At 63.9% G+C, this 22,755-nt stretch carries 21 protein-coding genes; 7 read left to right on the plus strand and 14 right to left on the minus strand.

All coding sequences use genetic code 11. The features are described 5' to 3' along the window. Positions 1-189 precede the first annotated feature (189 nt). A complete protein-coding gene (locus tag BMF89_RS04830; RefSeq protein ID WP_078105945.1) occupies positions 190-834 on the plus strand; it encodes a GNAT family protein in 645 nt (214 codons plus the stop codon). A gap of 210 nt (positions 835-1,044) precedes the next feature. On the opposite strand, the gene BMF89_RS04835 is transcribed toward BMF89_RS04830, so the two are convergent. Beyond that, positions 1,045-2,442, minus strand: a complete 1,398-nt coding sequence (locus tag BMF89_RS04835) for a PhoH family protein (RefSeq protein WP_078105946.1) — start codon at positions 2,440-2,442, stop codon at positions 1,045-1,047. A 249-nt stretch (positions 2,443-2,691) separates the two neighbouring features. Continuing rightward, the gene (locus BMF89_RS04840) at positions 2,692-3,453 is read right to left on the minus strand and encodes an isoprenyl transferase (RefSeq protein ID WP_078105947.1); all 762 of its coding nucleotides are present in this window, start codon (positions 3,451-3,453) and stop codon (positions 2,692-2,694) included. 243 nt (positions 3,454-3,696) lie between these two features. On the opposite strand from BMF89_RS04840, the gene BMF89_RS04845 reads away from it, so the two are divergent. Then, entirely contained in the window at positions 3,697-4,338 is a 642-nt protein-coding gene (locus BMF89_RS04845; RefSeq protein ID WP_078105948.1) for a hemolysin III family protein, read from the plus strand. Here the strand turns inward: BMF89_RS04845 and BMF89_RS04850 are convergent. From BMF89_RS04850 to mca, 3 genes are all read right to left on the minus strand, one after another. Beyond that, positions 4,335-6,566 (minus strand): thioredoxin domain-containing protein, encoded by a 2,232-nt coding sequence (locus BMF89_RS04850; protein ID WP_078105949.1) that lies wholly within the window; start codon positions 6,564-6,566, stop codon positions 4,335-4,337. The genes BMF89_RS04845 and BMF89_RS04850 overlap by 4 nt on opposite strands. Further along, positions 6,544-6,849: a hypothetical protein gene (locus BMF89_RS04855; RefSeq protein ID WP_078105950.1), complete on the minus strand. Its 306-nt coding sequence runs from the start codon at positions 6,847-6,849 to the stop codon at positions 6,544-6,546. The genes BMF89_RS04850 and BMF89_RS04855 overlap by 23 nt, the downstream gene beginning before the upstream one ends. 70 nt (positions 6,850-6,919) lie before the next feature. Further along, positions 6,920-7,825: a mycothiol conjugate amidase Mca gene (mca, locus tag BMF89_RS04860; RefSeq protein ID WP_078105951.1), complete on the minus strand. Its 906-nt coding sequence runs from the start codon at positions 7,823-7,825 to the stop codon at positions 6,920-6,922. Positions 7,826-7,952: 127 nt separating this feature from the next. On the opposite strand from mca, the gene BMF89_RS04865 reads away from it, so the two are divergent. Together BMF89_RS04865 and greA are read left to right on the plus strand one after the other, a co-directional pair. Beyond that, positions 7,953-8,411 carry a DUF4307 domain-containing protein gene (locus BMF89_RS04865; RefSeq protein ID WP_078105952.1) on the plus strand — a complete coding sequence of 153 codons (459 nt, stop codon included), beginning with the start codon at positions 7,953-7,955 and terminating at the stop codon, positions 8,409-8,411. A 153-nt stretch (positions 8,412-8,564) separates the two neighbouring features. Further along, positions 8,565-9,059: a transcription elongation factor GreA gene (gene greA, locus BMF89_RS04870; RefSeq protein WP_078105953.1), complete on the plus strand. Its 495-nt coding sequence runs from the start codon at positions 8,565-8,567 to the stop codon at positions 9,057-9,059. A gap of 148 nt (positions 9,060-9,207) precedes the next feature. On the opposite strand, the gene ilvA is transcribed toward greA, so the two are convergent. The 3 genes from ilvA to BMF89_RS04885 form a co-directional block, all read right to left on the minus strand. After that, a complete protein-coding gene (gene ilvA / locus BMF89_RS04875) occupies positions 9,208-10,446 on the minus strand; it encodes a threonine ammonia-lyase (protein WP_078105954.1) in 1,239 nt (412 codons plus the stop codon). Between the two features lie 3 nt (positions 10,447-10,449). Beyond that, positions 10,450-11,727, minus strand: a complete 1,278-nt coding sequence (locus BMF89_RS04880; protein ID WP_139359547.1) for an AI-2E family transporter — start codon at positions 11,725-11,727, stop codon at positions 10,450-10,452. Positions 11,728-11,816: 89 nt separating this feature from the next. Next, entirely contained in the window at positions 11,817-12,767 is a 951-nt protein-coding gene (locus BMF89_RS04885) for an aldose 1-epimerase family protein (RefSeq protein WP_253190708.1), read from the minus strand. Between the two features lie 101 nt (positions 12,768-12,868). Here BMF89_RS04885 and galT point away from each other — a divergent pair, with 101 nt between their 5' ends. The 3 genes from galT to BMF89_RS04900 are packed head-to-tail and all read left to right on the plus strand — an operon-like array spanning position 12,869 to position 16,459. Continuing rightward, entirely contained in the window at positions 12,869-14,002 is a 1,134-nt protein-coding gene (galT, locus tag BMF89_RS04890) for a galactose-1-phosphate uridylyltransferase (RefSeq protein ID WP_078105957.1), read from the plus strand. Then, the gene (galK, locus tag BMF89_RS04895) at positions 13,999-15,168 is read left to right on the plus strand and encodes a galactokinase (protein ID WP_078105958.1); all 1,170 of its coding nucleotides are present in this window, start codon (positions 13,999-14,001) and stop codon (positions 15,166-15,168) included. Before galT ends, galK begins: the two co-directional genes overlap by 4 nt. A 52-nt stretch (positions 15,169-15,220) precedes the next feature. Continuing rightward, positions 15,221-16,459 (plus strand): acetyl-CoA C-acetyltransferase, encoded by a 1,239-nt coding sequence (locus BMF89_RS04900; protein ID WP_078105959.1) that lies wholly within the window; start codon positions 15,221-15,223, stop codon positions 16,457-16,459. A 77-nt stretch (positions 16,460-16,536) separates the two neighbouring features. Here BMF89_RS04900 and BMF89_RS04905 read toward each other — a convergent pair whose 3' ends face one another. The 6 genes from BMF89_RS04905 to BMF89_RS04930 form a co-directional block, all read right to left on the minus strand. After that, positions 16,537-17,469, minus strand: coding sequence for a Bax inhibitor-1/YccA family protein (locus BMF89_RS04905; protein ID WP_078105960.1), 933 nt, complete (start codon positions 17,467-17,469; stop codon positions 16,537-16,539). A 131-nt stretch (positions 17,470-17,600) separates the two neighbouring features. Then, positions 17,601-18,308: an ABC transporter ATP-binding protein gene (locus tag BMF89_RS04910; protein WP_366214758.1), complete on the minus strand. Its 708-nt coding sequence runs from the start codon at positions 18,306-18,308 to the stop codon at positions 17,601-17,603. Then, on the minus strand, positions 18,301-19,188 hold the full coding sequence (locus BMF89_RS04915; RefSeq protein ID WP_078105962.1) for an ABC transporter ATP-binding protein: 888 nt from the start codon (positions 19,186-19,188) through the stop codon (positions 18,301-18,303). The genes BMF89_RS04910 and BMF89_RS04915 overlap by 8 nt, the downstream gene beginning before the upstream one ends. After that, positions 19,185-20,384, minus strand: coding sequence for a branched-chain amino acid ABC transporter permease (locus BMF89_RS04920; protein ID WP_078105963.1), 1,200 nt, complete (start codon positions 20,382-20,384; stop codon positions 19,185-19,187). The genes BMF89_RS04915 and BMF89_RS04920 overlap by 4 nt, the downstream gene beginning before the upstream one ends. Beyond that, on the minus strand, positions 20,381-21,400 hold the full coding sequence (locus BMF89_RS04925) for a branched-chain amino acid ABC transporter permease (protein ID WP_078105964.1): 1,020 nt from the start codon (positions 21,398-21,400) through the stop codon (positions 20,381-20,383). The genes BMF89_RS04920 and BMF89_RS04925 overlap by 4 nt, the downstream gene beginning before the upstream one ends. A gap of 79 nt (positions 21,401-21,479) precedes the next feature. Further along, positions 21,480-22,709 carry a branched-chain amino acid ABC transporter substrate-binding protein gene (locus tag BMF89_RS04930; protein ID WP_078105965.1) on the minus strand — a complete coding sequence of 410 codons (1,230 nt, stop codon included), beginning with the start codon at positions 22,707-22,709 and terminating at the stop codon, positions 21,480-21,482. Positions 22,710-22,755 lie beyond the last annotated feature (46 nt).

The raw sequence follows: 22,755 nt of genomic DNA on the forward strand, positions 1-22,755 counted from the left end.
CCCCGCCCCCCCCCCCCCCCCCCCCCATCTTTTTATTAATTGATACGGCGCCCCCCGCGCTCTACCGGACAGCCGTCGTCGGGAGCGTCAGATCTGTTTAATCGCCATCTGCCCGAACGCCCGCTCACATATCCGCCCCTCCCGCCCAACGCCCGCTCACCTAGGTTGCCTGTCCGCTAGGCTTCCCAGATGAATGAGCTAATCGCCATCTGGCCCCTCTTCGGTCTCACCCTGACCACTCCCCGCCTGGAGTTGCGTCCTATTCGGGACGCTGACATCCCCGCAGCGGTTGAGGCCGCACTCAGCGGCATTCACGCGCCTGGCAAGTCGCCCTTCAGCAACCCTTGGACGGAACTGCCCGGCGATGAGTTGGGTGCCAACATGGCCCGATGGTATTGGCGCTGCCGTGCGGGAATGAATCCGGAATCATGGACGCTCCTTCTGGGCATCTGGCACCGAGGAGAGTTCATTGGCTGCCAGGATCTGGAGGCGAAGAACTTCGCATCGTTGAAGACGGTCTCCACCGGCTCCTGGCTCAAGAGAGACGCGCAAGGCCAAGGCCTCGGCAAGGAAATGCGCGCTGCCGCCGTCAGCTACGCCTTCGACTTCCTGAAGGCAGAGGTCGCTACATCGGAAGCTGCCGTGTGGAACAAGCAATCCCTGGGTGTATCCACCGGCCTCGGCTATGAACTCAACGGCACGTACCGCGACCAATGGGGCACCGGCGTTGTCGAGGTCCAACGCGTTCGCCTCACTCCGGAAGCGTTCATCAGACCGGACTGGAAGCTGACAGTAGACGGCCATGACGCCGCAGCAAAGTTCCTGTGCTTGTGAGCGAGCGTCCGGGAAAAACCCCACATACCTGAGCGAGCGTCAGCAGGAAACCCCACATACCTGAGCGAGCGTCCGCAGGAAACCCCACATACCTGAGCGAGCGTCCGCAGGAAACACGACATACGTGAGCGCGCGTTGGGCTGGAAACGCACAAGAATCGGCGGAGGCCGTGGCCGACGAACCCGGCCACGGCCTCCGCGCGTATGCTGCCTAGATTTCCGCCCCTTCGAGCAGTTCCGTCACGAGGGCCGCGATCGGCGAGCGTTCGGAGCGGGTCAGGGTGATGTGGCCGAACAGCGGGTGCCCCTTGAGGGTCTCGACGACGGCGGCAACGCCGTCGTGCCGGCCGACGCGGAGGTTGTCCCGCTGGGCGACGTCGTGGGTCAGGACGATCTTGGAGTTCTGGCCGATACGGCTCATGACCGTGAGGAGCACGTTCTTCTCGAGCGACTGGGCCTCGTCCACGATCACGAAGGCGTCATGGAGCGAACGTCCGCGGATGTGGGTCAGCGGCATGACTTCGAGCATGCCCCGGTCCATGACTTCTTCCACGACTTCCTGGCTGACGAGTGCACCGAGGGTGTCGAAGACCGCCTGCGCCCAGGGGTTCATCTTCTCCGCCTCGGAACCGGGGAGGTACCCGAGTTCCTGTCCACCCACCGCGTACAGGGGGCGGAAGACGATCACTTTGCGGTGCTCCCGGCGCTCCAGGACTGCCTCGAGTCCCGCACACAAGGCGAGGGCCGACTTTCCAGTGCCCGCCCGGCCGCCGATCGAGACGATTCCGACGCTGGGATCCATGAGCAGGTCGATCGCAAGCCGCTGCTCCGCCGAGCGGCCGTGCAGTCCGAAGACATCACGGTCGCCCTTGACCAGCCGCACTTGCTTGTCCGCGCCCACGCGACCCAAGGCGGAGCCCCGGTTTGAGAGCAGCACCAGTCCCGTGTTGACGGGCAACTCGGCAGCTGCCGGGATGAAAACCGGCTCGTGCCCGTACAGGGTGGTGATTTCGTCCTCGCTGGCCTCGATCTCCGCCATCCCGGTCCAGCCGGAGTCCTTGACGAGTTCATTGCGGTATTCGTCCGCGAACAGCCCCATCGCGGAGGCTTTGACGCGCATGGGGAGGTCTTTGGAGACGACCGTGACGTTGTGGCCTTCGTTGGCGAGGTTCTTGGCGACCGCCAGGATGCGGCTGTCGTTGTCCGCGCCGCGGAATCCCGCCGGCAGCACTTCGGTGGACACATGGTTCATCTCCACGCGCAGCGTGCCGCCGTCGGATCCGATCGGGATGGGTTGATTCAAGCCGCCGTGCTCGATGCGCAAGTCATCCAGGAGCCTGAGGGCCTTGCGGGCGAAGTAGCCCAACTCGGGATCGTGGCGTTTGCCTTCAAGTTCGGTGATGACCACGATCGGGACAATGACTTCGTGCTCGGCGAAACGCAACAAGGCGTGCGGATCGGAAAGCAAAACGGAAGTGTCAATCACATAGCTCCGGCCAGTCGGGGTCCCGGACTGTGCAGTCCGTCCACTGTTGGCCCGCTTGGTGCGAGAGGTAGCTGAACTTTCCCCGTCGGAAACGACTACGGGCAGTTGCTCAGAAATAGCCACATCGACTCCAGCCCCGGGCGAACCCGGCTTATTCGTGAGGCGGCTCGGCCGGAAGGCCGGGCGCGGCCCCCCACGTAACTGGTGCGATGATCCGCTCCATCTACTGGCCTCCCCGATCAGCAGGCGGTTTGCCTACTGATGGGATTAACGTATTCCCGTGCGATTACATTTCCAGTTAGCCCAAACGGCGATTCGCGTAGACAAAATGTGAATTTCCCGTAAACGGCGCCGCACCGGAAGGTCACGGCGTCAGGAACCGAAGCGGCGCTGCCGGCCGGCATAATCCCGCAGGGCCCTGAGGAAGTCAACCTTGCGGAACGCGGGCCACAGCGCCTCGCAAAAGTAGAACTCGCTGTAGGCGCTTTGCCACATGAGGAAGCCCGACAAGCGTTGTTCACCCGACGTGCGGATCACCAGATCGGGGTCCGGCTGGCCGCGCGTGTAGAGGAAACGCGAGATGTCGTCCACGGAAAGTTCATCGGCCAGCTCGGTGATGTCGCGGCCGTGCGCGACGGCGTCGTGCAGCAGTTCCCGCACCGCGTCGACGATTTCGCGCCGTCCGCCGTAACCGACGGCCACGTTCACGTGGAGCCGCTCGCGGATCGGAGTGCGGGCCGTGAGTTTGGTGAGCCGATCGGCGAGATAGTCCGGAAGCAGTTCGGGCGCACCCATGGCATGGACCGAGATATTGGCGTCGTCATCCAGGCGGTCGAGGGTGTTGGCGATGATTCCCATGAGCAGTTCAAGCTCTTCACCCGAGCGGTTCATGTTGTCCGTCGAGAGCATGTACAGCGTGACGACTTTGACCCCGAGTTCCTGGCACCAGCCGAGGAATTCGTGGATCTTGTCCGCGCCTGCTTGGTGGCCTTCGCTGGTTGGAGCGTTGAATTGCCGCGCCCAACGGCGGTTGCCGTCCACCATGACGCCAATGTGCCTGGGAATCTTTTCCTGCTCGAGGGAACGGAGCAGTTTGCGCTCGTAGAAGCCGTAGAGGAAGCCGGGCCACTCCATCCGGACACTCACCTGACTTCCTTTGAACAGCACGTAAAAACCGAATAAAACAACGACGGCGGCCGGCCCGGTGGGCAGTCGGCCTTTAGTCACACAACAATCGCCACCTCCGGACTGCTGCCGTAGGCGCACCACCAAGGCTACCTTCCCCAGCTGGCCAGTCGGCACACCCGGGCAGCGGAAAACGGTCGCACAACGCATTACTCCGCAGTAACTTATCCGTGAGCGGGTTACGCTTTAACGATGTCGGAGCTGCTCATAATCAAGCCAAGCTGGCGGGGCTGGATACATGCTGTGGCCACGCCATTCGCCGTCGCGGCTGGGATCGTCCTTGTAACTTTGGCGCCTACGACAGATCGCAAAATCGCCTCCGCCATCTACGCTTTGACGGGCGTGCTGCTCTTCGGCGTGTCCGCCGTCTACCACCGCGGCAATTGGGAGCCGAAAGCCAGGATGGTCCTCAAGCGCCTGGACCACACCAACATCATGCTGGTGATCGCGGGCAGCTACACTCCGCTCGCGTGGTCGCTGCTGGAGCATCCCAAGGCCGTGCTCCTGCTGTGGGTGATCTGGTCCGGAGCGCTGGCGGGAGTGCTCTTCCGGGTACTCTGGACCGGCGCCCCACGTTGGCTCTACGTGCCCATCTATGTTGCCCTGGGCTGCGGGGCATTGTTCTACTTGCCGGAGTTCTTTGCAGCGAACGTGCCAGCCGCAATCCTGATCTGCGTGGGCGGGGTCCTCTACATCGCCGGCGCGGTTTTCTACGGGATCAAAAGGCCCAACTTCAGTCCGTTGAACTTCGGCTTCCATGAGCTCTTCCATGCCCTCACGGTGCTGGCCTTCGCCGCACATTTCGCCGCGATCATGATTGCCGTACTGAGCTAGCCGGCGGCCTCTGTCATCGCGTCAAGGCGCTGCACGAGTTCCTCGACGGAGCCAAGCGGCAGGTCACACACCATCCCCCGGCACAAATACACCTGAGGCGAGCCGTCCCCGGCAGGAGGGCGGGACTCAAGCAGCGGCACCTCCGGTTCGGCGGCGCGGTCGCCGGGCGGCGCGCCGTCGTCGGCGGCTGCATCGCCAACCATTTCGAGCTGGACGGCCACCACCATCCCCGGGCTCGGCGAGGCCAACAGGGCGCGATGGAGTTCCCGCTGCTGTTGGCCCGGAGGGCCGGACACAGCCGCCTCTATGGGGCCGGCCGCGGCCGCCTGGGCGGTCGCCAGCAGCCATCCCGCAACCCGTGGTGCCCGTCCGGCTACGGGCGGCAGGAGCGACAGGATGTTGCTTGCCATTGCTCGGTGCTCGTGTGAACCGGAGTAAACCGCATAGCTCAGCAGCACCCCGGCAAAGGCCGCTGCCCCGCTCGGCGCCGCGTTGTCGAAGGGATCCAGGCCTGCGTGCTGGCCCTGCGCGTTGAATACCTGGGCCGACTCCCCCACGGAATCCGACAACCTGCCGTCCACCACGAAGCGCGCGCAGGCTCCCCTGATCAGCTCCTCCGCCAATCCATACCAACGACGCCGGCCGGTCACGGCGTAGAGAGCCAGGAAGCCTTCGGCGCAAAACGCATAGTCTTCCAATAAGCCGGTAATCCCTCGCGCAGCGCCGTCGTGCGAGACCCTGACCAGTACCCCAGCGCCAGCTTCTGCGGGCGCATCGGCCGCCGCACGCCAATGCACGCGCACCAGGTATTCGGCGAGGCTCTCCGCTGCGGTCACCAGTTCCGGCCGGTCCAGGATCGCACCGGCTTCGGCAAGCGCCGCGATCGCCAGGCCGTTCCAGCCTGCCACGACCTTGTCGTCCCGCGCCGGCTGGGGGCGCGCCGAGCGAGCGGCGCGCAAGACGGGCCTGACGCGGTTCCACAACGTCAGTTCCGCCCCGGACAGTTGGCGCCCGGGATGGAGCGGAGATCCAAGCTCCGAGACCGTTCCGGACGGCCCCACGTTCATCATGCGGGCCACGGCGGCACCGTCCCCCGGGCCAAGCACGGCCTCGAGGGCCGCCGGAGTCCACAGGTAGGACGCCCCTTCGTGGTGCACCCCGTCCACCACGGTATCGGCGTCGAGCGAGGATGCGAGTCCGTCCGGGGCTGCCGGATTACCCACGCCGAGCGAGTCCAGCATCCAGTCCGCCACCCGCGACGCCACACTCGCGGCCTCGCCGGCCGGCAGGACCCAATCACCCTGGAGCCGGACCCAGTGGACGTAGGCGCGGAGCAGCTGGGCATTGTCGTAGAGCATCTTCTCGAAATGCGGCACGGACCAATCCGCGGTCACTGAATACCGCGCGAAACCGCCGTCGAGCTGGTCGCACAGCGCGGAACGGGCCATGGCGGCGAGAGTGCGGCCGGCCATGTCGCGGGCGGCGTCCGAAGTGTCCGACGGCACGGCAGCGTGACGTATCAGGAACTCGAGAACCGCCGACGGCGGGAACTTGGGAGCGCCGCCGAAGCCGCCGCCGTCGGGGTCCTCCGAGCGGGCGAGAAGCCGCACGGCTTCGGACAGCAGGCTTTTGTCCAGGCTTTCGGGCGACCTGTCGAGGAATACCGCCGAGGCGAGCTGGGCATTCGCCATGCCGACGGCGAGCATCCGCGCGTTCTGCTCGACGGCGTCCCGGCGTTCCAGCCACGCCTCGTGGACCGCTTCAAGCACTTGGCGGAAGGACGGCCTCCCGGGCCGGGCCGTTGGCGGGAAATAGGTGCCTGCGTGGAAGGCCAGGCCTTCGGGCGTCAGGAAGACGGACATCGGCCAGCCGCCCTCGCCGCTGATGGCCTGGGTGGCTGCCATGTAGATCGAGTCCACGTCCGGGCGTTCTTCGCGGTCCACCTTGATGGCCACGAACCGTGCGTTCAGGTAGTCGGCGGTGTCCTGGTCTTCGAAGGACTCGTGGGCCATGACGTGGCACCAATGGCACGCGGCATAGCCAATGGAGAGAAAGACGGGAACATCGCGGGCCGCCGCGAACGCGAAGGCCTCATCGCCGAACGGCCGCCAGTGCACGGGGTTGTGCGCATGCTGGCGGAGATAGGCGGACGGTTCCGAGCCAAGGGCGTTGGACGCCCCCGGCCATTCCCGGGTGGTTCCCGGGTCAGCGGGCTCCGGAACCGGCATCGCCGTCGGACTCTTCTGCGTCCGGCTTGCCCTGGACGATTCCGTCTGCCTCAGCGCCGTCAGTCCCGCCAACGAGTGCTTCCTCGACCTGGGCGCGGTAGCGGACCCGCCGGATCCGGCGGACCATGTCCACGATCAGGAAGGTCGTGAGCACCACGATGAAGGCAGTCAGGACGAAACCCCAGGTTCCCGGGGTCACCTGGTCTTCCGACAGGCCGGGGCGCAGCGACGGGGTCGGGGTAGGCGACGGGGTCGTGGCCAGGGCGATGAGAAAGTGGTGCACGGTTCAAACCTTCTATGGGAGTTTCCAGCCGGATGGCGACTTCTACGCTTGATAGAAATCGCCGGCGATCCTATCTTAGCCCTGCGAACAGGTCCTTTTCGGGCAGTTCGGCCGGGATCCGGGAGTCGATCAGCGTGTAGTCCTCCCACGGCCAGGCCCTGCGCTGCATCTCCGGGGACACCGCGAAGAAGAAGCCAAGCGGATCAACCTGCGTCCGGTGGGCCCGGAGTGCGTCGTCGCGGGCCTCGAAGTAGTCGCCGCAATCCACCTGCGTGGTGGTCTGGTGCATCGGCCGCGGCGGAGTGTGCCCTTCCGCATCGGCTTCCAGCCAGGTCGCCAAGCGTTCGGCGTACGGCGATTGCAGCCCGGCCTCTTCGAGCGCGAAATGCAAGGCACGGAAACGGTCGGGGCTGAAGGCGCGGTCGTAGTACAGCTTGCTGGGCGCCCAGCTTTCGCCCGTCCCCGGGTACCGCTCCGGGTCTCCCGCCGCGCGGAAAGCTTCGACGGCAACCTTGTGGGCCATGATGTGGTCCGGATGAGGGTAGCCGCCGTTTTCGTCGTAGCTCACCATGACGTGTGGCTTGAAATCGCGGACCAAGCGGACGAGCGGTGCTGCCGCCCGCTCAAGGGGCTGAAGCGCAAAGCAGCCGTTGGGCAGGGGCGGCAACGGATCGCCGTCGGGCAGTCCGGAATCCACGAAGCCGAGCCAACGCTGCTTGATTCCCAAGACCGCGGCGGCCTGCTTCATTTCCAAGCGGCGCGCGCCTGCCATGTCCCGCTTCGGGTGCGGAGCCGACTCCATGGCCGGGTTCTGGATGTCCCCGCGGGAACCATCAGTGCAGGTGGCCACCATCACTTCCACCCCGGAAGCCGCGTACATCGCCATGGTTGCCGCGCCCTTGCTTGATTCGTCGTCCGGGTGTGCGTGGACGGCGAGCAGGCGGAGCTGCGTGTCGGGGCTGGTGGATGTGCTCATCCGGTACGGTTCCTCTTTCCGGGTCATGCTGTTCTGGGCTTGCTTGTGGCTGTGCTGATCAGGTGTTTCCAACGCGTGCGGCTCCGCCGTGTGCAGGGACGCGCCAGAAGCCCACTAAACTAGGTGGGTGACTTCGGAAGACCCCTCGGGCACGGCGCTGCCGGCAACTACCAGCCTAGCCAATCGCTACGGCAGCCAAAAGCGCGCTTTCGGGGGAAAGACCAAACGCAACATCTTCATCGCTGTACTCCTCGTGGCCATCGGGCTCTTGTTCTGGGTCGCCACGTCTTCTTCGCAGTCGTCTGTGTCATTCAAGGACATCGGCTACAGCGCCACCGATGCCACCCAGCTTTCGGTCGATTTCCAGGTCACCAAGAACCCTGGCGCCACCGCAAAATGCGCGGTCAAGGCCATGGACTCCGGGTTCGGGGTGGTCGGCTGGAAGGTTGTCCAGATCGGCCCGAATGCCCCCAAGGACGGCGCCGACGGCGGCCAGACAACCGCCCAGAGGACCATCCTGCGTACCGAGTCCGCGGCCGTGTCCGCCGTCGTGGACAACTGCTGGATTGTGGACAGCGGCAAATAGCAAAGGTGTGACCCGCGACTCAGTGAGCTTGGGTTTGTCCACAGGATTGACTACACTGGATCAATACCTTAACCCCGCTGAGTTGGTTGCTGAGTTCCACGAGTGGCCTGCACCGGCGGGGTCTTTGCTTGTCAGATCCATAAGGAGAAGTCCGTGTCGACCACCAACAGCGCGCCTGCAGCTTGGCTTACCCAGGACGCATTTGACCGCCTGAAGGCAGAGCTGGACCACCTTTCCGGCCCTGGCCGTGCGGAGATCGTACAGAAGATCGAAGCCGCCCGTCAGGAAGGCGACCTCAAGGAAAACGGTGGATACCACGCCGCGAAGGAAGAACAGGGCAAGATCGAGGCCCGCATCCGCCAGCTGACCGTGCTGCTGCGCGACGCCCAGGTCGGGGAAGCTCCGGCCGATGACGGAATCGTCGAGCAGGGCATGGTCGTCGTCGCGCGCATCGCCGGTGACGAAGAAACCTTCCTGCTGGGATCCCGCGAAATCGCCGGCGATTCAGATCTCAACGTCTTCAGCGAGAAGTCCCCGCTGGGCGTGGCGATCATGGGCCACAAGGAGGGCGACAAGCTCAGCTACGTCGCTCCCAATGGCAAGGAAATTCCGGTGGAGATCGTTTCCGCCAAGCCGTTCGCCGGCTAATAGCTCCGCAAAAACAACGACGCCGGCCCACCCCTTCGCGGGGCGGGCCGGCGTTTTGCTTTGTGTTCCCCCAACTGACTCGCAGTTGTTGTCGTTTTGAAGGCTCATAACGACAACAAATGCGAGTCAGTTGGGCTGGGTTACGGCGTCAGTGCACCACGATCGGGTGGAAGCCCTCCGCGCGAAGGGCTGCCAGGACCTGCTCGCTGTGCTCATGGCCCTTGGTTTCCAGGTTGACGGTGATGGAGACGTCGCCCATGCTGATCGCGCCTCCCACCCGGGTGTGGTCCAGGCCGGTCACGTTGGCATCGTTCTCGGCGATGATGCGGGCGATCGTGGCCAAGGAACCCGGCCTGTCATCCAGCATCATGCGCACGGTCATATAGCGTCCCGCAGCCGAGAGGCCGCGCTGGATCACCTTGAGCATCAGCATGGGATCGATGTTGCCGCCGGAGAGAATGACGGCGGTGGTCCCCGGGTTTTCGATCTTGCCGTCCATGAGGGCAGCGACGCCGACGGCACCGGCCGGCTCAACCACCATCTTGGCGCGCTCGAGCAGGAAGATGAGCGCCCGGGCCAAGGAGTCTTCACTCACGGTGACGACGTCGTCCACAAGTTCGCGGATGATGCTGAACGGCAGCTGGCCGGGGCGTCCGACGGCGATGCCATCCGCCATCGTGGAAACCTTCTTGAGCGGCACCAGGGCATCGGCGGCGAGCGACGGCGGGTAGGCGGCCGCGTTCTCGGCCTGTACGCCGATGATCCGGATCTCGCGTCCCAGTTCCCTGGCCCTCGCTTTGATCGCGACGGCGACTCCGGCCAGCAGACCGCCGCCGCCGACGCCCATGAGGACGGTGTCGACATTGGGGACCTGGTCCAGGATTTCGAGCCCTACCGTTCCCTGGCCCGCCACGACGTCGACGTTGTCGAAGGGGTGGACAAAGACGGCGCCCGTTTCGTCCGCGTAGCGCTGCGCCTCGGCCAGGGCCTCATCGACGTTGTGACCGTGGAGGATGACTTCCGCTCCGTGGCTGCGGGTCGCAGCGAGCTTCGGAAGCGCCACGCCGAGCGGCATGTAGATGCGAGCCTTGATGCCCAGGCTCTTCGCCGCCACGGCAACACCTTGGGCGTGGTTGCCTGCCGAAGCCGCGACCACGCCGCGCTTCTTGTCCTCGTCCGACAGGCGCGCCATCCGCACGTAGGCACCACGGACCTTGAAGGAACCTGCCCGCTGGAGGTTTTCGCATTTGAAGAAGACCTCGCCGCCTACCATGGCTCCCAAGGCCCGCGAGGACTCGATGGGGGTCTTGGTAATAATGCCCTCGAGCAGCTCCCGCGCCTTAAGGACATCGTCCAGGGTGACGGGCAGGGTATCGAGGGTATTCACGGGTTAGTCTCCTTTGTTGGTGTGCGCTGCGGCATCCTTGGGGAATGTCCGTTCCGCAGCCGCGTGCTGACCTGCGGCGCCTTCACCGCTGTTGGACCGTGCGGCCGCGTTGGCGCCGGGACGGTGGACTTCCTTGATGGTGGGGTCCTCATCGAAGTCCGGTTCTGCAGTCCCTGCGCCGGCGTACGCCGTCATCAGTCCTTCCTCATGTTCCCACGTCCGCGCGGCAATATAGCGAACCGCCGTATTTGCTACGGCGAGGAGCGGAACCGCGAAGAGCGCTCCCGGGATTCCGGCCAGGTATGAACCGGCTGCGACTGACAAGATCACGGCGACGGGATGCAACGACACGGCTTTGCCCATGATGAGCGGCTGGAGGATATGGCTTTCGAGCTGCTGCACGAACAACACGATGGCCAACATGCCGAGCGCGTTCAGGGGACCGTTGGCCACCAAAGCCAGGAGCACGGCAATGGCTCCCGTCACGAGGGCACCGACCACCGGGATAAATGAACCGATGAACACCAGGACACCCAGGGGCAAGGCGAGGGGAACCTGGATGATGGCGGCCCCGACGCCGATCCCCACGGCGTCCACGAACGCCACGAACATCTGGATGCGCACGTAGCTGACCATGGACGACCAGCCGCGCTTGCCCGCACCGTAAGCCGCTGCGCGGGCAGTCCTGGGCAGGAGTCCTACAATGAACCGCCAGATCCGGGATCCTTCCAGAAGGAAGAAGATCAGGATGAAGAGGGCCAGGACCATGCCCGCGGCGAAATGCCCGGCAGAACTACCGAAGGACAGTGCACCGCTCAGGATGCTGCTGCTGTTGTTCTGCAAGGCCGAGGTTGCGCTCTGGATGTACGTGTCGATCTGGTCCGCGGTCAGGTGCAGCGGCCCGTCAGCGAGCCACGCCTGGATTTGCTGGATGCCGGCAAAGGCTTCCTGCCACAGCTCGCCGAACCCCGCGGCAAGCTGCCGCCCCACCAACGCCAGGGCTCCGGCAATGACCCCGAGGAATCCCACCACCGTGATGGCGACGGCCGCACCTTGCGGCATCTTGAGCGTCCTGAGCCACCCCGTGACGGGGTAGAGCAAGCCAGCCAGGAGGGAAGCGACCATGAGCGGGATGATCAGGAAGCTGACCCTCCCCAACAGCCAGGTGAGGGCTCCCACCACCACCATGATGAGGCCCACCCGCCAGGCCCACGCGGCGGCAATCCGCACTCCGTATGGAATGTCTTGCGCGATGTGATGCTCGGACATTGGTCCGGACATCGCCGAAATGGTGTCACGTGGAGGGGTGGCGTCCTGTCGTGGCGTCATTCACCCATAATTCCGCAGGGAGTGCCGGATGGGAAACCCATCTACAGCGCGCCCACAATTCCCCACCTCATGGTGAAGGCCTCCCCTGGTCCAAGCCATCGGAGGCCCTCCCCCGAGTTGAAGGCGTTCGCCGGACCGGTCATGGGCTCGATCGCTACCGCCTTGGAGCGGCCGGGAAAAGTGTCCGTGACGAAGACGTGGGCGAAGGCGCAGTTTTCGTCCTGCTCCAGGGAGACGCTGCGGCCGTCAGGCGCCGAGAGCGTTTGGCGGGCGATGCCGCCGTCGAACTCCAGATCGGTGAACGACACATCGACGTCCAGGCTGCCCACGCTCCGGCCGCCGCCAAAATCAAACTCACCGGAAACAGGCACCGAGCTCCGCGGAATGAGCCGCTCGTCGGCCACGAGCCGCGTTCTGGCGTGGACAGTCAGGACCATCTCTTCCGGCGCAACGTCCCCGATGCGCAAATACGGGTGCGCGCCGAGCACGAAAGGCGCGGGTGCGTCCGAATCGTTGATGAAAGTCTGGGAGACCCGTAGAGCGAGCCCGGCGTCGATCTCGTAATGGACCCGGTGCCGGGCCAGGAAGGGGTAGCCGTGCTGCGGGAAGATCACGGCTTCGAGGGTCACGGAGAACTCGTCTTCCGCCACGAGGGCGTACGACGAGTTGCGCAGGAGCCCGTGGCTCGCGTTGTTGCGGGACACCTCGGTGATGTCCAGTTGTTGCTTCTTCCCGTCGAGGTACCAGATACCGTCCTCGATCCGGTTGGCCCACGGAGCCAGGGTGATTCCGGTGGCACCCGGCGGCAGCTGCCCGTCGCCGTAGCTCTCGGTGAGCTGGACGCCGTCGCGGCTGAACAACCGCAAACCTGCAGCGAGTTCGGTGACGACGGCGAGCGCGTCGCCGCGGATGATCTCGAACTGGCGCCCGCTGGCAAAGCGGCGGGATACGGTCTCGTCGCCCGGCGCGGGCAATGGTGTTGTGGGAGGCATGGCACCACCGTACTGCATCGCTCGCGTTGCCTGCCTCACCCTTAATGTTCCTTTTTGTTAGATATTTTGCCTTTTTGAGCACTCTATGGCACCATGAATCCATGACTCGCCTTACCAGCACGCGTCTCGCCGATGGCCGGGAGCTGATCTATTTCGACGACGCCGGCTCACCGGAGCGCGACGCCGGCTCACTGACAGATCACCGCGAGCTGCCGCCGCGCGCCGATCCGGGCGAGTTGCGTTTCGACGCCCTGAGCGGCGAATGGGTCGCCGTCGCGGCCCACCGCCAAAGCCGCACCCACCTGCCGCCCGCGGACCAATGTCCGATCTGCCCCACCACTGCCGCGAACCCTTCCGAAATCCCCGCGCCGGACTACGACGTCGTGGTCTTCGAGAACCGCTTCCCCTCGCTGGGACCCGCGGTCGGGACGATCCCCGGCACGCCGGCTTGGGGCACCTCGGGCCCCGCCTACGGCCGCTGCGAAGTGGTCTCGTTCACCCCCAGCCACACCGGCTCCTTTGCCGAACTCGGCGAAACCAGGGCCCGCACGGTCATTGAGGCGTGGGCGCACAGGACCGAGGCGCTCAGCGCGCTCCCCGGAATCCAGCAGGTGTTCCCGTTCGAAAACCGGGGTGCGGACATCGGGGTAACGCTCCACCACCCGCACGGACAGATCTATGCCTACCCCTACGTCACTCCCCGCGCGGCGAGCCTCGGTGCCGCCGCCAGCCGGTACTTCGACAACTCCAAGGGCCGGGAGTCGCTGACGTCCTCGATCCTCAAAGCCGAACGGCTGGACGGGAGCCGCATGGTGCTCGAAGCAGAGCATTTCAGTGCCTACGTACCGTTCGCCGCCCGTTGGCCGCTGGAGGTGCACCTCGTCCCGCATCGGCAGGTTCCGGACCTCGCGGCCCTGAGCGGCGAAGAACGCGACGAACTGGCCCACGTCTACCTTGAGCTGCTCAAGCGCCTGGACGCCCTGTATCCAACCCCCACGCCGTACATTTCCGCCTGGCACCAGGCACCCTTGGATCCCGCTTTGAGGCCCTCCGGGCACCTGCATTTGCAACTCACCTCCCCGCGCCGTGCCGCCGACAAGCTCAAGTACCTTGCCGGTTCCGAGGCCGCCATGGGAGCCTTCATCAACGACACCACGCCCGAATCCGTGGCAGACCGGCTGCGCGCCGTCGCCAGCGATTCGCAGCGTGCTATTCCTGAAGGGGCCCCAGCATGACTTCCACTCCCGACGCCCCCGCCGTGGGCGCCTTGTCCGGGCTTTTCGAGTCGACTTTCGGTTCAGCCCCCGACGGCGTGTGGCAGGCACCGGGACGCGTGAACCTGATCGGCGAGCACACCGATTACAACGAAGGTTTCGTGTTGCCCTTCGCGATCGACAAGACCGCGAAGGTTGCGGTCCGGATCCGCCATGATTCACGGGTCCGTCTGCTGTCCACTTTCGGCGGGCAGGGCATGGTCGAGGCCGACGTGGACATGTTGGCTCCGAAAGCAGCCCACGGCTGGACGAAGTACCCGCTCGGCGTGGTTTGGGCCTTGCAGCAACGCGGCGTCCTTGTCCCGGGCTTCGACCTCCTCATGGATTCGAATGTCCCCCTGGGCGCCGGGCTGTCCTCCTCGCACGCCATCGAATGCGCAGTCATCTCGGCCCTCAACGAGCTGAGCGGGGCGGGACTCGGAGCCGAAGACATGGTCCTGGCGACGCAGCGGGCCGAAAACGACTTCGTGGGCGCCCCCACCGGAATCATGGACCAGTCCGCCTCGCTCCGCGGGTCAAAGGGCCATGCGGTCTTCCTGGACTGCCGCGACCAAAGCGTGCAACTGGTGCCCTTCGACGCCGAAGAAGCCGGGCTCGTGCTGCTGGTCATCGACACCAAGGTCTCCCATTCCCATGCCGACGGCGGCTATGCCTCCCGCCGGGCTTCCTGCGAACTCGGGGCGCAGGTACTGGGAGTCCCGGCCCTCCGAGACGTGGGCGTCGGCGATCTGGAGGAAGCCAGCGGCCTCCTGGACAGCACGACTTTCCGGCGGGTGCGGCACATCGTCACGGAGAACGACCGCGTGCTGCAGACCGTGGAACGCCTCACCACCCAGGGACCCGCCCACATCGGCAGGCTCCTGGATGCGAGCCACGCCTCCATGCGCGATGACTTCGAGATATCGTGCCCGGAACTCGACCTCGCCGTGGAAACGTCCCGCGCCCACGGAGCCATCGGTGCCCGGATGACGGGAGGCGGTTTCGGCGGCTCGGCCATCGCCCTCACCCCGGTGGGCCATGAGCAAGAGGTGCGCGACGCCGTCGTACGCGCCTTCGCTGCGGCCGGTTTTACGACGCCGGACATCTTCACCGTGACCCCGGCCGACGGGGCCGCACGCCTCGCCTGACGTCGGCTCATTCGCCGCCTTCGGCGAACCGGCCCCGGCGTAAGCTGGGGGCATGACTGAGGCCGTCATCGTTTCCACCGCCAGAAGCCCCATCGGACGGGCCTTCAAAGGGTCCCTCAAGGACGAACGCCCCGATGACCTCGCCGCGGCCATGGTGACTGCCGCGCTGGCCAAGATACCGGCTTTCGATCCGGGAGCACTGGACGGGCGCGGCCTCGATGACCTCTATCTTGGTTGCGCCGAACCCAGCGGCGAAGCCGGTTCGAACATGGCCCGGGTGGTGACCGTGCTGACCGGCCTGGACACCGTCCCCGCAGCCACGATCAACCGCTTTTGCGCCTCGAGCCTGCAGACCCTGCGGATGGCCTTCCACGCCATCCGCTCCGGGGAAGGCCACGCCTTCGTCTCGGCGGGGGTCGAGTCCGTGTCGCGTTACCAGAACTGGGTCGGGGCAGGCGAAACGGACACCAGCCTGCACAACCCCTTGTTTGAGGCGGCGCGTGCCCGCACGACTGCCCGCGCCGGGTCCAACACCCCATGGACGGATCCCCGCCTGGGTGGACGGATGCCGGACGTCTACATCGCAATGGGACAGACGGCGGAAAACGTCGCCACGAGCCACGGAATCAGCCGGGAAGAGCAGGATCTGTGGGCGGTCCGGAGCCAGAACCGGGCAGAAGCGGCCGTTGCCTCCGGTTTCTACGCCCGCGAGATCACGCCTTACACCCGCAAGGACGGAACCGTCGTGGAGCGCGACGATTCACCGCGCTCCGACGTCACGCTTGAAGCGGTCAGCGCCTTGCAGCCTGTCTTCCGGAAGGAAGGGACAGTGACGGCCGGCAACGCATGCCCGCTCAACGATGGTGCCGCCGCCGTGGTGATCATGAGCGACGTCAGGGCCCGGGAGCTTGGCCTCGAGCCGCTGGCACGCATCGTCTCGACCGGCGTCAGTGCACTTTCCCCGGAACTCATGGGCATGGGACCCGTGGAGTCCTCGCGCCGGGCCTTGGCCTTGGCGGGCCTTAGCATGGCGGACATCGACCTCGTTGAGCTCAACGAGGCCTTCGCCGTCCAGGTGGTGGCGAGCGCCCGTGAACTCGGCATCGATCCGGAGAAGCTCAACGTTCATGGCGGCGCCATCGCCCTGGGTCACCCGTTTGGCATGACAGGCGCCCGGATGACCACCACCTTGCTCAACGGCCTCCGGGAACGGGATGGGACCTTGGGACTGGCGACCCTGTGCGTCGGCGGTGGGCAGGGCATGGCGGTGGTCTTCGAGCGGCTGTCTTAGGCCCCGGGAGTTCGCACACGCGTAATGCCCCCAAAGACGCATCTTCAGGGGCATTAGGCTGAGCCAATCCTGGGAGGTTAGTCGTCGCCCCGCAGGATCGCCAACAGGCGGATGATTTCCACGTAGAGCCATACGAGCGTGACGGTCAGGCCAAAAGCGGCCGTCCAGGAGTACTTCTCCGAAGCACCTTGCCGGACGCCCTGCTCAATGCTCGTGAAGTCCATGACCAACGAGAACGCCGCCAGGCCGATGGCCAGGATCCCGATGAAGACGCCCAGCGGGATGCCGAAGATGTGCACGCTGCTGCTCAGGCCGAACGGCGACTGGACGGCGCCGGTCCACAGCAGGACCATGTTGATCACCGAGAAGACGAGGTAGCCGAGGACGGCGATCATGAAGAAGCGCATTGCCTTGGGGGTGGCGCGCACCTTGCCGCTCTTGAAGAGAGCCAAGGTTACGCCGAACACCGCGAGGGTGCCAATGACTGCCTGCAGGCCAACGCCCGGGAACATACCGTCCAGCAGGCGGGTCAGGCCTCCGAGGAACAAGCCCTCAAGGCCGGCATAAGCCAGGATCAACGCCGGCGAAGGCTGCTTCTTGAAGGAGTTGACCATGCCCAACGCGAAGCCACCCAACGCGCCGACAACCATGAGGAGGTTTGCCGTGCCGGGAGCAACGAACAAGGTGACGGCTGCGCCAATCAACAGCACCGCAAGGCAGGCCGCGGTCTTGACGATGACGTCGTCGAAAGTCATACGGCCCGTCTCGGCCGGACCGGCCGCGGGCTGGTTGTACATCTGCTGCAGCTGATCGCTCGTCATGGGCTGCTGAGCGGTCCAAGCCGGCTGGCCGTACTGGTTTTGGCCGTATTGGGGCTGGCCGTACTGGTTTTGGCCATACTGGGGCTGGCCGTACTGGGGCTGGCCGTGGGAGTAGCTGGGAACAGGCGGAGCCTGTGTGGCTCCACGGAAATTCTTTCCGTTGAAGATCGGGTTGCCGCCGAGTGCCATGGTGGGTGTCCTTCTTGCTGTGGGTGCGAAGTGATAGTTCACGCTACCAATTCCCACGCTTGGTCCGCACCGAAAGTTCCACCGCCGTCGATGCCGGCACCCGCTCCTTGAGAGGGTGCCGGCACACGCGGCTATCCGACGCCGAGGTACGCTTCCTTGACCGCCGGGTTGGCAAGCAGTTCCTTGCCGGTGCCCCGGTGCGTAATCGACCCGGTTTCAAGCACGAAAGCACGGTGCGCACGGGCGAGCGCCTGGTTGGCGTTTTGCTCCACCAGGAGCACCGTGGTGCCTTGGTTGTTGATCTCCGTGACAATCTTGAAGATCTGGCGGATGAACTGCGGAGCAAGCCCCATGGAAGGTTCATCCAGCAGCAACAGCTTGGGGTTGGACATCAGCGCCCGGCCAATCGCGAGCATCTGCTGTTCGCCACCGCTCATGGTGCCGCCAAACTGCTTGATACGCTCCTTCAACCGTGGAAACAAGTCGAAGACACGTTCCAGGTCTTCTGCCACCTTGGTCCGGTCCTTGCGGCCGTAGGAACCCATGTCGAGGTTCTCCTCCACCGTCATGCCAGGGAAGATTCCGCGTCCCTCCGGCGCTTGCGAAATGCCCTGGACAACACGGATGTGGGCCTTCATCCTGGTGATGTCCTGGCCGGCAAAGGTGATGGAGCCGGCCGAGGGAGCCAGCAATCCGGAAATCGTCCTCATGGTGGTGGTCTTTCCGGCACCATTCGCGCCGATGAGCGAAACGATCTCGCCTTCTTCCACGCTGAATGACATGTCGGAAATCGCCTGGATCCGGCCGTAGTGGACGGATACGTTCTTCAGCTCAAGCAAGGTCATCTTCAGGCTCCCCGAGATAGGCGGAAATAACTTTCGGGTCGTCGCGAATGATCTTGGGCAACGCGTCCGCGATCTTTTTGCCGAACTCCAGGACCACGATCCGGTCGGTGACGCCCATGACCAGCTTCATGTCGTGCTCAATGAGCAGGACCGTGTAGCCGTCGTCGCGGATTGTCCGGATCAGGGCCATGAGCTCTTCCTTCTCCGCGGGATTGAACCCGGCCGCAGGCTCGTCCAGGCACAGGACCTTGGGATCCGTGGCCAGTGCCCGCGCGATTTCCAGGCGGCGCTGGTACCCGTAAGGAAGGTGCCGCGACAGGAAATGGGCGTGATCGGCGATGCCCACGAATTCAAGCAATGCCATGCCGCGCTCGATCGAGGTCTTCTCTTCCCTCACATGGGTCGGCAGGCGCAGGAGAGCCCCGCCGACACTCGTGCGGTGGCGCGCGTCGAGGCCGACAACCACGTTTTCCAAGGCCGTCATCTCACCAAAGAGGCGGATGTTCTGGAACGTCCGCGCCAAGCCTCGCCGGGTGATCTTGTGCTGGGGCAGTCCATTGAGCAACTGGCCTTCCAGCAAGACCTTTCCCGAAGTCGGCTTATACACACCTGTCATCGCATTGAAACACGTGGTTTTACCCGCACCGTTGGGACCAATCAAACCGAGGATTTCGCCCCGGTTGATATCGAACGTGACGTTGTCCAGGGCGACCAGGCCACCGAACTTGATCGTCAGGTCCTGGACCTGGACCAGGGCTTCGCCCACCTTGGTGGCGATCTCCCTCTCGGGTGCCACCTTTTCGGCGACATCAAGGTCCACACCCTGCTCCTTGAGTGCGTCGACGTCGATATCCGGTTCGATCGCTTCACTCATTTGTCAGCCCCCTTTCCCGGTTCCAGAACGACTTTGCCCGAAGGAGGGATATCGCCCATGGCACCCTTGAGCTTGTTGTAGGCCAAGCGTCCATAGGCGAGGAGGCTCTGGCGTGCCGGCAGGAGGCCACCGGGACGGAAAATCATGATGATCACCAGCGCCGCCCCAAAGATCAGGTACTTGAACTCCGCAATCGCGGTGAAGCGGAGTGGGATATATGCCACCAACGCACCACCAAGGATCGCACCCACCTTGTTTCCCGTGCCGCCCATGACAACAGCGGCGACGAACAGGATCGAGGTGGCGATATCGAATTTCTGGTTGTTCACAAAACCTACCTGGCCGGCGAACAACGCACCCGAGAGTCCGCCCACGGAAGCGCCGATCGCGAAGGCCCACACCTTGTACTTGAAGGTGGGGACACCCATGATTTCGGCAGCGTCTTCATCCTCGCGGATGGCAATCCACGCGCGTCCCACCCTGCTGCGCTCAAGGTTTCCGGCAGCAAGGAGCACCACAATGATGATGGTCAGCGTCAGCCAATACCACGGGGTTCCGTTCGAATTCTGGAAGATCGTTTGTCCGCTGGAATCCGTACCAGGCGGGTGGCCGACATTCTGGAAGCCAACCTGGCCCTTCATGGCCGGAATGATGGTGGCCAGAATGCGCACGATCTCACCGAAGCCGAGCGTGACGATAGCCAGGTAGTCGCCGCGGAGGCGAAGCGTGGGAACACCCAGGACCACGCCGAAGAACATGGCGACTGCCATCGCCAATGGCAGCGTCCACAAGTAGGGAATGTGCACATACGGCGAATCCGGACTGGTGAACATCGCTGAGGTATAGGACCCCAGGGCGAAGAAGGCCACATAACCCAGGTCGAGGAGGCCCGCATAGCCGACCACCACGTTCAGGCCGACAGCCACCAGGGCATAGACCGACATTTGCGCGAGTGCGATTTGCCAATTGTTGCCCGGTTCCGTCGTGATCAACGGCGGATTGAGGATAGGAAGCAAATACGCAAGGACAACAACGACGATCAGGATCAGCCATTGGGTCTGGCGCGGGAGCGCATTCCATTTGTCACTGAGCCCCGGGAACCAGCCCTTGCGCTGCCGCATCTTGGCTTCGCGGTCGGCAATCTCCTGTGCAGAAGCATCATCGGGAATAAGTGTGGGGCCGTCTGTTGTGCTCATGCCTTACTCTTTCCTAGCGAGCTACCCAAGACACCTTCGGGTCGCACAATCAATACCAACACCAGGACCACGAACGCGACAACGTCCGTCCATTGGGAACTGCCCAGGAGCACCTGGCCGTAGTTGCCAATCAAACCGATCAGCAGGCCGCCCAGCAAAGCACCGCGGACATTGCCGATGCCTCCAAGGACAGCGGCCGCGAACGCTTTGACGCCCAGGATGAATCCGCCGTTGTACTGCACGCCGGACGGAATTTTCATGACGTAGAACAAAGCAGCCGCACCGGCCAGGATGCCGCCGATGATAAAGGTGGTGACAATGATTTTTTCCTTGTTGACACCCATCAGGGTTGCAGTATCCGGATCCTGCGCCACTGCGCGGATGCCTCGGCCGGTCCGGGACCGCCTAATGAACTGATCGGTGGCAATCATGAGGATAATCGCGGCGACCACAATAACCACCTGCTGCGAATCGACGATCGTCCCGAAGACGTCGAAAATCGCGAGCGGCCGGAACATTGTGAGCGCAGCTTCCGGGCTCGGTCCACGCCACCAGTAGATGGTGTACTGAATGGCGAAAGAAACACCGATGGCGGTAATCAAGAATGCCAGTCGGGGCGCCTTACGTTGACGCAAAGGTTTATAAGCCACCCGTTCCACGATCACTGCCATCAGGGCTGAGGCGATAATGGCGACGACGAGGGCGAGGATGAGGTTTCCCACGATGGCCCAAAAACCCAGCCTCGGAGCAGAGGGGCCGAAATTCAGGGCGCTGAGGGTGAAGAACACTCCGTAACAGCCCGTGATGAACACTTCTGAGTGGGCAAAGTTGATGAGGTTGAGAACGCCGTAGACGAGGGTATAGCCGAGGGCAACCAAGGCGTAGATTGCGCCGAAGGTCAACCCGTCAAAGGTGGAACTCCAGAAGTTTTGGGTAAAGGAGTTTACGTCGAAGGTGATCCACGTGTCGTCCACGGGAACCGAGTGGAGCAGGGTGGGAATTACTTCACTGATCATGGCACTTTCCTGATGTAATCAAAAGAAATGCTGGGGGTCGGCATGGATGCTAACCCCCAGCATTCATCTGGGCTCGGTGTTATTTTCCGATGACGCCGATGGGAACGATCTTGCCGTTCTCAACTTTGTAGCCGTAGACATCAGGCGTTGCCAATTCGCCGGTTGAATCCCACTTGTAGTGCTTCGACAGGCCATCTGCGTCGTAGGACTTGACCCAGGACAGCAGGTCCGCGCGGGACTGCTTGCCCTTGTCGATGCCCGAGAGCAGGACCGTGACGGCGTCGTAACCTTCAATGGAGTACGTTCCGGGCTCCGCGTTGGCCAGCTTCTTGTACTCGCTCTCGAAGCTCGGGATCAGCTCGCCCGGGATGCAGGGGCAGGTGAAGTACGAGTTGGACGACGCATCGCCGGCCAGCTTGATGAACTGGTCATCCTTCACTCCATCGGGGCCCACGAAGGATCCGGTGAATCCCTTTGCAACCAGCTGCTGGTCGAAGGGGGCACCCTCTGCATAGTAGCCGGCGTAGTAGACCGTGTCTGCCTTGGAGTTCATGATCTTGGAAATCACGGCCGAGAAGTCCTTCTGGCCCGTGACGACCTTGTCGGATCCCACCATCGCGGAGCCAAGGGCAGCGGACGTTGTGGTTCCCAGACCAATGCCGTAGTCAGAGTCGTCCTGGACCAAGTAGACCTTCTTTGCCTGCAGCTTGTCCGTGAGGAACTTTGCTGCCGCAGGACCCTGGACGGCGTCATTGCCGAGGGCCCGGAAGAAAGTGGTCCAGCCGTTCTTGGTCAGGCTCGGGTTGGTAGCGGAGGGCGTGATGTGCACCAAGCCCTTCTGCTCGAAGATGTTGCCGGTGGCCTTGGACTCTCCGGAGAACGGCAAGCCCACCACTCCGATGATGTCGGGTTCGGAAACAATCTGCGTCACCGGGCCCGTGGCCTTGTTCGGATCGCCTTCAGTATCGAATTTCTTGAACTGGACCTGGCAGCCGGGGTTCGCGGCGTTGTGCTGGTTGATGGCCAGCTGGATGCCGTTGAAGATGTTGATACCCAGCTGGGCGTTGGGTCCTGTCTCGGCACCGGCATAGGCAAGGGTGGTGGTGGACGGGCACGTCCCCTTTCCATCGCCTGCAGGCAAAACAGCTCCGGCAGGAACGTCGACTTTGGAGATCGCGGGGATATTGACCCTGCTGCCGCCACCCGAGGTTTCCGTGCCGCTGGGAGCGGTCTGGTTCGCACAGCCCGCCACGAGCATGCCAAGGGTGGCTGCTGCTGCAATCGCCGAAATGACTTTCTTCCTGTACATAAATAGCCTCCGCGGTGCGTCTGATTCGTGGTCATTCGCCCGAAGT

Origin of the sequence: Arthrobacter sp. SRS-W-1-2016, from assembly GCF_002009585.1 — a bacterium.
Lineage (GTDB): Bacteria > Actinomycetota > Actinomycetes > Actinomycetales > Micrococcaceae > Arthrobacter > Arthrobacter bambusae_A.

Bases quoted from the DNA above. Each gene is read 5' to 3' on its own strand.
- BMF89_RS04830 (WP_078105945.1), top strand. From the start codon at position 190: ATGAATGAGCTAATCGCCATCTGGCCCCTCTTCGGTCTCACCCTGACC.
- BMF89_RS04840 (WP_078105947.1), bottom strand. From the start codon at position 3,453: ATGGAGTGGCCCGGCTTCCTCTACGGCTTCTACGAGCGCAAACTGCTC.
- BMF89_RS04845 (WP_078105948.1), top strand. From the start codon at position 3,697: ATGTCGGAGCTGCTCATAATCAAGCCAAGCTGGCGGGGCTGGATACAT.
- BMF89_RS04850 (WP_078105949.1), bottom strand. From the start codon at position 6,566: ATGCCGGTTCCGGAGCCCGCTGACCCGGGAACCACCCGGGAATGGCCG.
- mca (WP_078105951.1), bottom strand. From the start codon at position 7,825: ATGAGCACATCCACCAGCCCCGACACGCAGCTCCGCCTGCTCGCCGTC.
- BMF89_RS04880 (WP_139359547.1), bottom strand. From the start codon at position 11,727: ATGTCCGGACCAATGTCCGAGCATCACATCGCGCAAGACATTCCATAC.
- BMF89_RS04885 (WP_253190708.1), bottom strand. From the start codon at position 12,767: ATGCCTCCCACAACACCATTGCCCGCGCCGGGCGACGAGACCGTATCC.
- galT (WP_078105957.1), top strand. From the start codon at position 12,869: ATGACTCGCCTTACCAGCACGCGTCTCGCCGATGGCCGGGAGCTGATC.
- galK (WP_078105958.1), top strand. From the start codon at position 13,999: ATGACTTCCACTCCCGACGCCCCCGCCGTGGGCGCCTTGTCCGGGCTT.
- BMF89_RS04900 (WP_078105959.1), top strand. From the start codon at position 15,221: ATGACTGAGGCCGTCATCGTTTCCACCGCCAGAAGCCCCATCGGACGG.
- BMF89_RS04905 (WP_078105960.1), bottom strand. From the start codon at position 17,469: ATGGCACTCGGCGGCAACCCGATCTTCAACGGAAAGAATTTCCGTGGA.
- BMF89_RS04915 (WP_078105962.1), bottom strand. From the start codon at position 19,188: ATGAGTGAAGCGATCGAACCGGATATCGACGTCGACGCACTCAAGGAG.
- BMF89_RS04920 (WP_078105963.1), bottom strand. From the start codon at position 20,384: ATGAGCACAACAGACGGCCCCACACTTATTCCCGATGATGCTTCTGCA.
- BMF89_RS04925 (WP_078105964.1), bottom strand. From the start codon at position 21,400: ATGATCAGTGAAGTAATTCCCACCCTGCTCCACTCGGTTCCCGTGGAC.
- BMF89_RS04930 (WP_078105965.1), bottom strand. From the start codon at position 22,709: ATGTACAGGAAGAAAGTCATTTCGGCGATTGCAGCAGCAGCCACCCTT.